The 11928-nt window shown below is 51.2% G+C and carries 12 protein-coding genes; 1 reads left to right on the forward strand and 11 read right to left on the reverse strand.

Annotated elements, in window-relative coordinates; translation table 11 throughout:
• Positions 1-9: 9 nt before the first annotated feature.
• From groL to K0T92_RS17195, 8 genes are all read right to left on the reverse strand, one after another.
• Entirely contained in the window at positions 10-1638 is a 1629-nt protein-coding gene (groL, locus tag K0T92_RS17160; protein ID WP_219873698.1) for a chaperonin GroEL, read from the reverse strand.
• A gap of 99 nt (positions 1639-1737) precedes the next feature.
• The gene (groES, locus tag K0T92_RS17165; protein ID WP_219873699.1) at positions 1738-2019 is read right to left on the reverse strand and encodes a co-chaperone GroES; all 282 of its coding nucleotides are present in this window, start codon (positions 2017-2019) and stop codon (positions 1738-1740) included.
• A gap of 257 nt (positions 2020-2276) precedes the next feature.
• Positions 2277-3014, reverse strand: a complete 738-nt coding sequence (gene tatC, locus K0T92_RS17170) for a twin-arginine translocase subunit TatC (RefSeq protein WP_219873760.1) — start codon at positions 3012-3014, stop codon at positions 2277-2279.
• 325 nt (positions 3015-3339) lie between these two features.
• Complete coding sequence (locus tag K0T92_RS17175) at positions 3340-3570, reverse strand: twin-arginine translocase TatA/TatE family subunit (RefSeq protein ID WP_219873700.1); 231 nt, start codon at positions 3568-3570, stop codon at positions 3340-3342.
• Between the two features lie 88 nt (positions 3571-3658).
• Positions 3659-4696 carry a molybdopterin-binding protein gene (locus K0T92_RS17180; protein WP_219873701.1) on the reverse strand — a complete coding sequence of 346 codons (1038 nt, stop codon included), beginning with the start codon at positions 4694-4696 and terminating at the stop codon, positions 3659-3661.
• Positions 4693-5187 carry a MogA/MoaB family molybdenum cofactor biosynthesis protein gene (locus K0T92_RS17185; protein WP_219873702.1) on the reverse strand — a complete coding sequence of 165 codons (495 nt, stop codon included), beginning with the start codon at positions 5185-5187 and terminating at the stop codon, positions 4693-4695. Before K0T92_RS17185 ends, K0T92_RS17180 begins: the two co-directional genes overlap by 4 nt.
• A gap of 25 nt (positions 5188-5212) precedes the next feature.
• Entirely contained in the window at positions 5213-5692 is a 480-nt protein-coding gene (gene moaC / locus K0T92_RS17190) for a cyclic pyranopterin monophosphate synthase MoaC (RefSeq protein ID WP_219873703.1), read from the reverse strand.
• A gap of 14 nt (positions 5693-5706) precedes the next feature.
• Entirely contained in the window at positions 5707-6348 is a 642-nt protein-coding gene (locus K0T92_RS17195) for a 5-formyltetrahydrofolate cyclo-ligase (RefSeq protein ID WP_246628234.1), read from the reverse strand.
• A gap of 229 nt (positions 6349-6577) precedes the next feature.
• Here K0T92_RS17195 and K0T92_RS17200 point away from each other — a divergent pair, with 229 nt between their 5' ends.
• A complete protein-coding gene (locus K0T92_RS17200; RefSeq protein ID WP_219873705.1) occupies positions 6578-8518 on the forward strand; it encodes an ABC-F family ATP-binding cassette domain-containing protein in 1941 nt (646 codons plus the stop codon).
• 275 nt (positions 8519-8793) lie between these two features.
• On the opposite strand, the gene K0T92_RS17205 is transcribed toward K0T92_RS17200, so the two are convergent.
• From K0T92_RS17205 to K0T92_RS17215, 3 genes are all read right to left on the reverse strand, one after another.
• Entirely contained in the window at positions 8794-8946 is a 153-nt protein-coding gene (locus K0T92_RS17205) for a hypothetical protein (RefSeq protein WP_219873706.1), read from the reverse strand.
• A 667-nt stretch (positions 8947-9613) separates the two neighbouring features.
• The gene (locus K0T92_RS17210) at positions 9614-11230 is read right to left on the reverse strand and encodes a 2-isopropylmalate synthase (RefSeq protein WP_219873707.1); all 1617 of its coding nucleotides are present in this window, start codon (positions 11228-11230) and stop codon (positions 9614-9616) included.
• A gap of 81 nt (positions 11231-11311) precedes the next feature.
• Positions 11312-11539 (reverse strand): hypothetical protein, encoded by a 228-nt coding sequence (locus tag K0T92_RS17215; protein ID WP_219873708.1) that lies wholly within the window; start codon positions 11537-11539, stop codon positions 11312-11314.
• Positions 11540-11928 lie beyond the last annotated feature (389 nt).

Here is an 11928-nt window from a genome sequence, read left to right on the forward strand (position 1 = left end):
TTCAGCCTACTACATCATGCCGCCCATGCCGCCCATGCCGCCCATATCTGGCATGCCTGGTTTGTCTTTCTCTGGCTTGTCAGCAACAACCGCTTCGGTTGTCAGGAACATGGCCGCAACGGAAGCTGCGTTCTGCAGAGCAGAGCGAGTTACTTTCGCAGGGTCAACGATACCAGCGGAGAACATGTCAACCCACTCGCCAGTAGCTGCGTTGTAGCCTACGCCGACTTTCTCGCCTTTCAGGCGCTCTACGATTACAGAGCCTTCTTGGCCAGCGTTAGCCGCGATTGTGCGTACAGGCTCTTCCAGAGCGCGAAGCACGATGTTAACGCCTGTTTGCTCGTCGCCATCAGCATTAACAGCTGCTACCGCTTTGTATACGTTCACGAGTGCAGTACCGCCACCGGATACGATGCCTTCTTCAACCGCTGCGCGGGTGGAGTTCAAGGCATCCTCGATGCGGAGCTTGCGCTCTTTCAATTCTGTTTCTGTTGCTGCGCCGACTTTGATAACAGCTACGCCGCCGGACAGCTTGGCAAGACGCTCTTGCAGCTTCTCACGGTCGAAGTCGGAAGTCGTTTCTTCCAGTTGCGTGCGGATTTGGCTGATGCGAACATCGATATCCGCTTTGTCGCCGCTGCCGTCAACGATGATTGTGTTTTCTTTCGTAATGCGAACTTGACGAGCGGAACCGAGCTGCTCAATCGTAGTCGATTTCAGTTCAAGACCAAGCTCTTCTGTAATCACTTGACCACCAGTCAGAGCTGCGATGTCGCCCAGCATTGCTTTGCGGCGATCGCCGAAGCCAGGAGCTTTAACGCCTACGCAAGTGAATGTGCCGCGCAGCTTGTTGAGAACCAGCGTCGCCATTGCTTCGCCTTCAATGTCCTCAGCGATAATAAGCAGTTGTTTGCCGGATTGAACAACCTTCTCCAATACAGGCAAAATTTCTTGGATGTTCGTAATTTTTTTATCAGTGATCAGAATGAATGGATTGTCGAGTACAGCTTCCATTTTGTCCGTATCCGTAATCATGTATGCAGATACATAACCGCGGTCGAATTGCATGCCTTCCACCACTTCAAGCTCGGTTACGAAGCCTTTGGATTCTTCTACAGTAATAACGCCGTCGTTGCCGACTTTCTCCATTGCTTCTGCAATGAGTTGGCCCACTTCGTCGTCACCGGAGGAGATCGAAGCGACTTGAGCGATCGATTGCTGGCCTTCGATTGGCTTAGCGATCACTTTCAGCTCTTCTACAGCAGCGCGAACTGCTTTCTCGATTCCTTTGCGGATAACCATCGGGTTAGCGCCCGCTGTAACGTTCTTCAGACCTTCGCGAATCATCGCTTGAGCCAGAACTGTAGCCGTCGTCGTACCGTCACCGGCAACGTCATTTGTTTTGGTTGCTACTTCTTTAACGAGCTGCGCTCCCATGTTCTCGAATGCGTCTTCCAGCTCGATTTCTTTTGCAATGGATACACCGTCATTCGTGATGAGCGGGCTTCCGAATTTCTTCTCCAGAACTACGTTGCGGCCTTTAGGACCGAGTGTTACTTTAACAGCATTCGCCAGAGCGTCTACCCCGCGCAGCATCGCGCGGCGTGCGTCTTCGCCAAACTTGATATCTTTAGCCATTTCGAATAACCTCCTAAATTATTGTTCTCTCCGTTCAAGCATATGCTTGCCGGAACTAAGTAAGGCCAAACCATTTATGTTGGGGTCTAAGCACACTGCTTATCCCAAGATTGCGTGAATGTCGCTTTCTTTCATAATCAAAAGCTCTTTGCCTTCGTATTTCACTTCCGTGCCAGCATATTTCGAGAACAGCACACGGTCGCCTTCCTTAACTTCAAGCGCAATGCGTACGCCGTCCTTGACCGCTCCGCTTCCTACTGCGATAACTTTGCCTTCTTGCGGCTTTTCTTTCGCCGTATCCGGCAGCACAATTCCGCTAGCAGTCGTTTCTTCTTTCGCGATCGGTTCGATCAATACGCGTTCACCCAAAGGTCTGATCATGAAAATAGCCTCCTTTTAAATTCGTTGCTTAGTTTCTTGTTAGCACTCGCAACTGTTAAGTGCTAACAGCCATTTTTAATAATACCGATTTTGCACTACAATTTCAAGTGCCTATCGGGCATTTTGCGTGATTTTTACAGTTCGATCTCAATCGACATCCGGCAAACTCCCTTTGCCTTGACCTTCCGCCAAAGTTCCTGCTTTCCCCAGAAGGCAGCAGAACAAAGAAAAAAGCCGGGCATAGGCCGGCTCATTCATTAGGTTCCGTATTCTTCTTCCCAAGCGGCATCCGCCGCCTGCTGCTTACGATAGACAAATCCCGACAAGAGCACGCTCACCTCATAAAGCACGATTAGCGGAATTGCGACAAGCAAGTCCGATATAAAATCAGGAGGTGTTATCATTGTCCCGATTACGATCAGGATAAAATAGGCTAGTCGGCGCATTTTGCGCAGCCGCACTGGTGTCACAATTCTCAGCTTCGTCAGAAACATAATAACAAGCGGGAGCTCAAACAGCAGCGAGATTGGAATGAGGATGTTGAACATAAATGTAAAATATTGAGTGATCCCGTACGTCTCCTCAAGGTTCAAATGCTTCGATACGCTTGAAGTAAAATTGAACGCCATTGGGAATACGACATAGTAAGAGAAGGCTAGTCCCGCGAGGAACAACCCCAGCGCCAGCGGTACGAATCCAAGAGCTGCCCGCTGCTCCTGAACTCTCAGAGCCGGCTTTACGAACGCCCACAGCTGGAAGAAGGTGAACGGCAGCGCGATGATCAGCGCAATAACGAGCGCGAATTTCATGTACATGCCGATACCGTCCCATAGCGAGAAGGCATGGAGGGACAGCTTATTCACTGGATCTTGAGCCATTAAGTAGTCGTACGCAGGATTAGCCAGCAGAAGGCCGATAACCATGCCAAGTACAAGTACAATCAGAATATAGATGATACGACGGCGCAGCTCTCCCAGGTGATCGAATATGCTCATGGAAGGATCATTCCTGGAGGGCTTCTCTGTTTCCGATTCGGAGGACAACTTCTCTCTCACCTCTCTTTCTGCTGCGGCGCAAATCTTGCCTATAAGTCAATCTCAATAAATTGAACGAAGAGAAAAAACAACAGAGCGGAGCAAGGGAAATGATTCTGGAGAAGCGCCAGCGCTCGCCTTTGTTCCCGGAATTCCACCATCAACAACTAGAATCAAGAATTCCGGGAACAACAGCGATCGTAAGAACATTCCCCTGCGCAGCAACCTGTTTGTTTCTTTCTCACGTTCAACTTATATAGTCTTCATAAGAAAAAGCGGCCCCTGATTAGTCCGGGAGCCGCTTGCTGTCCGCTTCGTCGGATTTACGGTTCACTTCAATCCGGCTCGTATCCTTCCGGTCCTGATCATCTTCCATAATATCTCTTGCGCCTGCTTTGAATTCCTTCAGCGTTCTTCCGAATGCACGTCCCAGCTCAGGCAGCTTGTTAGGACCGAAGAGCAGCAAGGCTACCAGCACCAGCAGAATGATACCTGTTACCCCTATTCCGCTAAACATTACACATACCTCCTTACAAATTGAACTTCTTCTATCATTAAAGACCTGACAACCACTGTCTCTCTCTACATCTGTCGACAATCAGCAATCAACAGTTATGAAGCCCCCCATAGCCAAGCTGCACGACTTCCTCTCTCGTAATGGCTTCACCTGCAAGCACTCTGGGCAGCAGCACATTAAACGAGGTGTAAGGATCGTGCATAACACAGCCCGGCAGTCCCATGATCGGCACATCATTCAAATAGCCGACCAGCAGCATGGAGCCAGGAAGCATCGGAGTTCCATAGCTGACAATTCGCGCACCTGCTTCGGCAATGGCTGCCGGAGTGCGGTCATCTGGATCGACGGACATGCCGCCCGTCACTAATATCATATCATACCGCTGTTCCAGCAAATAGTGTATTTCCTTGACAATTGTTTGACGATCATCCGGAGCAAAGCGCTGCTCCGCGATCTCCGAGCCCAGCGATTCTACAATACGACGCACCGCAGGACCAAATTTATCTTCAATACGCCCGGAGAAAACCTCTCCTCCCGTTGTAAGCAGACCGATTCGGAACGACTGAAGCGGCCGCAGCTGAAGCGGTCCGCGACCCTCATGAAGCTGCCTGTACTGGTCAGCTATTCTTCGGACATGCGCAACCTTCTCTTCCGCCACGAATAGCGGAATGACGCGAGTTGCCGCCAATTGTCCTCCCGGCATAACAACAGCATGGGAGCGAAGCGTAGCCAGTGCAATATCGCCAAGATTGTTAATAGCATGAACAACCGATTCATCGATTACTGCCAGCGCAGGCACCGTTAAATCCGACTTGATCGCAACCTTGCCTTCATGAGGCTCTGTCAGCTTCATTCCGTCGCCATACAGCGCATCAGCCATCTGGCCAGCCGCGTCATCCTCATGCAGCTCGCCTTCGCCGAGCTCCATCGTATAGATATGCTCCTTGCCTATATCAAGCAGCTTGGGTATATCAGCTTCCGTAATAATATGTCCCTTCTTGAAGAGCCGTCCCTTGAATTGTCCCGGCAGGATCTGCGTCAGGTCATGAGCAAGCCTCAAGCCTACCGCCTCCTGCACGGGAACCTCCTTCAGCACCGTACCGTTTCTTGGCGCTCCCTCATTCATGCGTTATGTTCCCCCGTTCGTCCCGAGAGAATGCTGAGCGCATGCGGCAGCTGATCTATGATCGCCATTAAATTCTCGTGAACTCCCTTAGGACTTCCCGGCAAATTAATGATTAGCGAGCGGCCGCGTATGCCGCAAACACCGCGTGAGAGCATCGCCTGGCGGGTCTTCTGCATGGAACCGATCCGCATCGCTTCGGCAAGGCCGGGAACTACCCGGTCGAGCACCCGCATGGTAGCTTCCGGTGTTATATCCCGCGGAGCAAGACCTGTACCGCCAGTTGTAATAACGAGATCCGCTTGGTAGTAATCCGTCATCTCGATCAGCGCGGCCATAATTTCATCCTGTTCATCCGGTACAATGCGATAGTCGACAATCTCTCCGCTTAGCTCTTCCTCTACAAGCTCTCTAATGACCTGCGCGCTTGTATCTTCTCTTTCGCCGCGCGATCCTTTATCACTTGCCGTTAATAACGCCACTTTCCACCGCATGAGCTTCTCCCCATTCGATCCGAAATTACGTATTGTCCGTATGGACGTAATCACCGCTTTTGCCGCCGGTCTTGGAAACAAGATAGGTAGGCCCGATGACCATATCCTTCTGTAATGCCTTGCACATATCGTAGACCGTCAAGGCGGCTGCCGACACTGCGGTCAGCGCCTCCATCTCAACGCCCGTTCGTCCTGTTGTCTTCACTGTTCCTTCTATATAAAGCTCGTCCGATCCATTATCGGCAAAAGCAAGATTTATACCGGTAAGCGGCAGCGGGTGGCACATCGGAATCCAGTCCGAGGTCTTCTTCGCCGCCATAACGCCAGCAACCTGGGCTACAGCCATCACATCGCCTTTGCCTATTGTGCCAGCTTTGATGCGCAATAATGTGTCCGGCAGCATCTTAATCGTCGTCCGGGCAGCAGCTATTCTGGTTGTGACCTCTTTGTCCGATACGTCCACCATGCGAGCCCTGCCTTGTTCGTTGAAATGTGTCAGCTCCATCCTAATCTCCTCCATTATGCTTGCGGGTTGGTTCGAGCATTGCCGGTCAAGCTTATCCCCTGCTCTGTCATGATGGCTCCCAATCTTGCATCATGCTCCTCCATCGGCACTTCAGCAACGAGCTGCGCCTCATAACCGCACCCGATCCAAAGCGGCATCGATCGCTCCAGCTTCATCGAGAGGCCATGCAGCCGATCATAGAAACGGTCGTAATATCCGCCTCCATAACCGAGTCTTCCCCCCTGCCTGTCAAAGGCAAGTCCCGGTACGAAAACAACGTCCGGCATAAACTGCTCCCCGCAGCGGGGTACTCGCGATGGATCGGGCTCCATAATACCATATGCACCAGCATGAACATCATTCCAGCTATGGATGCGATAAAGCTCCATAAAACGCTGCTCCGGCAAACATCTCGGGACGATGACAGCAATGCCGCTGCGCCAGCCCCACTCTATTAATGGGCGGACATCTAGCTCTGATCGAAATGGCATGTACAGCATCATGCTGCTGCAGCCCGGCCAAGCCTGCCCAAGCCACTGTTTTGCTCCTTCACAAGCAGCCCGCGACCGTTCCTCCCGCAGTTCTTCAGCAATGCTCCCGCGCAGCTCCATCGCCATTGCTCTAGCCGCTCTCTTCCGATCGGTGGGCTCCATCATTTCATCGGTTCCTGCCATATTAGCCAGTCTAGCCTTCCTTCATTAAAATATGTCTATTTAGTTTACCACTGTTGCCCAATTTACGCCAATAGTCAAGGGATCATATATTCGCGTCCCTATGTTAAGATATTGTCGCGCATTTGAATTTTTGCACCCTTCATATGTGTGGTAGAATGATCGTAATCGTTTTTTTTGAATATAGTCTTTCATTGCTGGAGGTTTCCGTCCTATGTTGCTTCAAGTTTCTGATATTTCCAAAAGCTACGGCACAAGCACTGTGCTGAGCTCCATTACCTTCCAGGTTCAGCCCCGTGAGCGTGTAGGCCTTGTCGGTGTCAATGGCGCCGGCAAATCGACCTTGCTGCGTATTATCGCTGGCGAGGCATCCGCAGATTCCGGAACTATATACAAATCGAAGGAAACGACGATCGGCTATCTGGCCCAATCAAGCGGCTTGCAATCGGACAATACGATAGAAGCCGAGATGCGCGCAGTATTCCACCATCTAATAGAAGCGGAGCGCGAGCTTCGCCAGCTGGAGCAAGAGATAGCCGACCCCACGCTGCATGAGAATGCCAAGCTCTATGCCGCCACGCTGGAGCGTTATTCACAGCTCTCCGAATGGTTTCGCGACAATGGCGGCTTCGAGATGGAGACACGCATCCGCAGTGTGCTGCACGGAATGGGTTTCCACCAATTCCCGCAAGACACCATTATCTCGACATTAAGCGGCGGTCAGAAGACACGGCTGGCACTGGCGCGCATCCTGCTGCAGGCACCCGACCTGCTAATGCTCGATGAGCCGACCAACTACCTGGATATCGAGACGTTGACCTGGCTGGAGAATTACTTGCGCAGCTATTCCGGCGGCATTCTGGTCGTCTCTCATGACCGCTACTTTCTTGATGCGGTCGTCCAGACGATTGTCGAGATCGAACGGCATACAGCAAAGCGATACACCGGCAACTACAGCCGTTTTATCGACATCAAGGCCGCCGAGTACGAAACGCAGCTGAAGCACTATGAGAAACAGCAGGAAGAAATTGAGCGTTTGGAGGATTTCGTTCAACGCAACATCGTTCGTGCTTCTACAACAAAGAGAGCCCAGAGCCGGCGTAAGGCACTCGATAAAATGGAACGGCTCGACAAGCCGCTCGGCGATCTGAAGCGCGCCCATTTTTCCTTTGAAATTGAACGCACCAGCGGCAAGGATGTGCTGAATGTCGACAAGGTATCCGTTCGATTCTCCGACAATGACCCTCTGCTGTTCCAGAATGTCTCCTTTCGCCTGGAGCGAAGCGACAACGTTGCGCTGATCGGACCGAACGGCATCGGCAAATCAACCTTGCTCAAAGCGCTGGTGGGGCAGCAGCCTCATGCCGAAGGCACGATCCGCTGGGGTACGAACGTTGCCATCGGCTATTATGACCAGGAGCATACCGGATTGAATCCGTCCAATACCGTTCTTGAGGAGCTGTGGAGCGCCTATCCTGGCATTGAGGAGGCCCGTATTCGCACCGTTCTTGGCAATTTCCTGTTCAGCGGGGATGATGTGCAGAAGCGGATCAGTGCATTAAGCGGCGGCGAGAGAGCCCGTGTCTCCTTATCCAAGCTCATGCTTGCCCGTGCAAATATGCTTATCCTTGACGAGCCGACCAACCATCTTGACCTGTACAGCAAAGAGGTGCTGGAATCGGCGCTGATGGACTATGACGGCACGCTGTTGTTCATTTCGCATGATCGGTATTTTCTGAATAAAATGGCTGAACGGATTGTCGAACTCACTCCACAGGGAACAAATCATTTCCTGGGAAATTATGACGAAATGATCGAGAAAAAACGTGAAAACGATGAAATGCGGTTGGAAACGCTGTCATTTGCACAAGGAAAACAGGGAAGCACTGTCGATACCGTTGAAAAATCTGCTCCTTCGTCATATGAAGCCGACAAACAAGCAAAGCGTGACGAACGCGCCCGACAGCGCAAGCTTGAAGGACTGGAAGCGGATATTGCCCGCCTGGAGGGCGAAGTTGCCGCTTTCGAGGAACAGCTGGCCGATCCTGCAGTCTTCAATGATTATGTGCGAATCGGGGACATTCAGGCACAGATGGATGTCTGCAAAGCACGCCTTCAAGCAGCCTATGAGGCTTGGGAGGAGCTGCTTGCATAGCATCGGGAAATAGTAATAGAAAAGATGCTTCCAGTTCCACTTATCTTATCGGGTGGTTTGGAGGCATCTTTTCACATCATTCGGGACTGACTCCCTTATTGGACTTCCACAATTCGCCCTAATCGGCCGATTTCGCTTCATGCAGCTGCACAATTGACAATCGCAGGCTGGTTGAAATCCCACCCGAACGAAGGGGGCAATCCCCTGAACAGCGGACATACCTGCTTAAATCAGGCTGTTATAGAAGGATTATTCTCGTCGAAATTAAAATTCCTTCACATGCCGTAATCCCATTTAAACATAGAAACATGCAAAACCGCAGGTTTACTCTTGTTTCCAGCCCCATGAAGGTAAAATGCCTGCCAGAGTGCAGGCATTTTACCTTCCTTTCCCTTATCGGCCAATTTTTTATCAAATTCATGCTTCATCGCAGGAATGTTACCATTAAAGCGTCTATTAACCGGAAATTCATGTACATTCGCAGGCTTCTTACTTCGCTGGTCGTTACTCTGCTTTTGACGCCTTTTCGCCTGCCATCTCCTCATATCCAAAGCGGGGAGGTACATCGCCGAATTTCGTTTTCGCAGGATTACTGCACTGCTGTGCGGTGCTCAATCCTCGCCCTGAGCGCCTGGAGTGAGCAAGCAGGCTGAGGATAAAGATTCTTGTTCATCCAAATTGTGTACAAAATAGGGGATAAATCGATAACAAGAAGGCTATGGCTGGCCTTTCCAGGATTAATTATTCAGATTATTCAAATCTATCCCCGCTATCCACAGCGTTATCCACAACAGAACCCAAATAGTTTGGCAATTCTGGCACTAATAATCGTGCGGTAATGCAACAATTTTAACTATTTATTAATATTTCGTCGATACATAGGAATAGATATGAAAGGTTTGCACACATTATCCACATTATCCACAGAAGGGCTGTGAAAAACTTATCCCATTTTTGTTCACATTGTAAACGTCCGGTTTCCGTGGGATTCCGTCATTTATACACATTGCGCACATTTGCTGTGGATAATGTTGGGGATAATGCTGCTCCTTCTATAAATTAACTCTGTACATAACGACAGAAACGTATTTTATGCTACTCCTTCGACGTTTCTGAGCTCATAAGCAGTCCGTTGCAGGATGCCACATAAGCTTGTGCAGCCGCCAAAATAATATCCTTGTGGATGGACGTTCCACGATAGCGCTTATTGTTGCACAGGATGCTGACAACCGCTTCACCTCGCGCGTCCTCGCCTGTCGATAAGGAATGCAGCTCCAGATCTTCGAATTCCGCATCGACGGGAATCGCCTCCTGCAAGCAGTGGATAACGGCTTCCAATGGCCCCGAGCCTGTGCCCGTATAGGTTCGTACCTGCTGTGACTCGCGTTCCCGAATGGCCACAGTTGCGGTTCGTACAGCATCCCCTGTTCCGGCCATCACCTGTAAATCGACGAGCGTGTATGGATCATGCTGCGTTTCGGTCGTCTCGCTCGCAAGCCCGATCAGCACACTATCCGGGATCAGCTTCAGCTCGTCAGCTTTTTCGATGAAACGGTTGTACACATCCTCTAATTGCGGCGCGTCCATCATAATGCCATACTCGGACAGACGGTGCTTGATCGCATGGCGTCCTGAATGCTTGCCAAGAACGATCATGCTGCGCGGTATCCCCATTGCTTCCGGGTCCATAATTTCATACGTATTGCGATTCTTGAGCAGACCGTCCTGATGAATGCCCGATTCATGCTGGAAGGCGTTGCGTCCAACAACCGGCTTATTATAAGCAATCGGGAAATTCATCGCCCGGCTCACCATGCGGGAGGTCTCATAAATCTCGCTTGTCACAATGCCCGTAACAGCACCGATTGCTTCTTTTCGCGTTTCAATCGCCATCACCAGCTCCTCCAGGGAGCAGTTGCCCGCACGCTCTCCTACGCCATTAACCGTTACCTCGATTTGCGTCGCACCCGCACGTATGGCAGCCAGACTATTCGCAACAGCCAGCCCGAGATCATTATGGCAGTGAGCGCTGTAGCTCACTTTATCCCCGCCGCGCGCCTGCTCACGAACAACCCGGAACATCTCGCCGTACTCCTCCGGCATGGCGTAGCCCAGAGTATCCGGCAGATTAATGATCGTTGCACCTTCAGCAATAACACCCTCCACCATTTCGATGACAAATTCACGTCCCGCGCGGCTTGCATCCATCGGCGAAAACTCAATCTCGTCAACGAACTGCTTGCCGTAGGCGACCATCTCCCGGGCGATCTGCAGCACCTGATCCCTTGATTTGCGAAGCTGAAAGTCCAGATGAATATCCGAGGAGGAAATAAACAGGTGCAGCCGTCGGCGCGCAGCGTCCACAGTGGCGCGCACAGCGGCGTCAATGTCGGCTTTAACCGCACGGGCAAAGCCGGCGATCTCGACATTATGCAGCTCACGGGATATCTGCTGCACAGCTGCAAAGTCGCCCGGACTGGAGATGGCAAAGCCCGGCTCGATAATATCTACGCCAAGCTTAGCCAACTGGCGGGCAAGAATAATCTTTTGCCCCGGTTCCAGAGACGCACCCGGAGACTGCTCCCCGTCGCGAAGTGTCGTATCGAAGATGCGAATGCGTTTGTAGGCTGCTTCATTGCCGCTCACAGAAGCACCTTTGAAGCTGATATCGATATTGTTCACATTATTGGTTGCGTTATTGTTAATCGTCATAATCTTTTACCTCCTGAAAATTTATTGGGATGCATGAACAGCTCATGTCTTTGCCGCATAACGCAAACAGCCCGCCGTCTCTTAATAAATCAAGAGACGACAGGCTGTCAGCATGCCGCGGTACCACTCTCGTTGCCCGGACTGATGCCCGGACCCGCTTAGCGAGCTTGTTTGGAACAGATTCCATTCAAGCTGCACCCGATTACGGAGGTTAACCGTGCCGATGTACACCGCGCCTGGGCAATTGTCTTCCGACAATGCGCTGCCGCATTTCCACCGATCCGCTTCCAGACGAGTTCGGACATCCATCGACTGCGTCGCACCCTCCCGCAGCTCTCTGCGCTTACCTTTGCCGGATAAGCGTTATTCCCGGATAATATCCTACTACTTCTGTTCATTGCGTTTGTTCTATGTTGGATGAAGTAATATTTGACTTTGAACCCTTCTCCACATCCCGTACAACAAGAAAAGCCTGCCGTCTCTCAATAAATCAAGAGACGACAGGCTATATTAGGCCCGCGCGGTACCACCCTTGTTGACGTCTCCTCACTGCCGTGAGAACGAAGAACGCCCACTCAAAGCACGCCGACGATTCTAGAAATCGAAGCCGTGCACCCGATTACGGAGGTTAACCGTTACAGTGTACGTACGGGATGTTCCCAGCCTTGGCCTTTGGCTGCCTCATCCTGTATTCCGCT

Origin of the sequence: Paenibacillus oenotherae, from assembly GCF_019443105.1 — a bacterium.
Classification (GTDB): domain Bacteria; phylum Bacillota; class Bacilli; order Paenibacillales; family Paenibacillaceae; genus Paenibacillus_Z; species Paenibacillus_Z oenotherae.

Excerpts from the sequence above, each read along its gene's own strand:
- groL (WP_219873698.1), bottom strand. The coding sequence starts at position 1,638 with ATGGCTAAAGATATCAAGTTTGGCGAAGACGCACGCCGCGCGATGCTG.
- groES (WP_219873699.1), bottom strand. The coding sequence starts at position 2,019 with ATGATCAGACCTTTGGGTGAACGCGTATTGATCGAACCGATCGCGAAA.
- tatC (WP_219873760.1), bottom strand. The coding sequence starts at position 3,014 with ATGAGCATATTCGATCACCTGGGAGAGCTGCGCCGTCGTATCATCTAT.
- K0T92_RS17175 (WP_219873700.1), bottom strand. The coding sequence starts at position 3,570 with ATGTTTAGCGGAATAGGGGTAACAGGTATCATTCTGCTGGTGCTGGTA.
- K0T92_RS17180 (WP_219873701.1), bottom strand. The coding sequence starts at position 4,696 with ATGAATGAGGGAGCGCCAAGAAACGGTACGGTGCTGAAGGAGGTTCCC.
- K0T92_RS17185 (WP_219873702.1), bottom strand. The coding sequence starts at position 5,187 with ATGCGGTGGAAAGTGGCGTTATTAACGGCAAGTGATAAAGGATCGCGC.
- moaC (WP_219873703.1), bottom strand. The coding sequence starts at position 5,692 with ATGGAGCTGACACATTTCAACGAACAAGGCAGGGCTCGCATGGTGGAC.
- K0T92_RS17195 (WP_246628234.1), bottom strand. The coding sequence starts at position 6,348 with ATGATGGAGCCCACCGATCGGAAGAGAGCGGCTAGAGCAATGGCGATG.
- K0T92_RS17200 (WP_219873705.1), top strand. The coding sequence starts at position 6,578 with ATGTTGCTTCAAGTTTCTGATATTTCCAAAAGCTACGGCACAAGCACT.
- K0T92_RS17205 (WP_219873706.1), bottom strand. The coding sequence starts at position 8,946 with ATGAAGCATGAATTTGATAAAAAATTGGCCGATAAGGGAAAGGAAGGT.
- K0T92_RS17210 (WP_219873707.1), bottom strand. The coding sequence starts at position 11,230 with ATGACGATTAACAATAACGCAACCAATAATGTGAACAATATCGATATC.
- K0T92_RS17215 (WP_219873708.1), bottom strand. The coding sequence starts at position 11,539 with ATGGATGTCCGAACTCGTCTGGAAGCGGATCGGTGGAAATGCGGCAGC.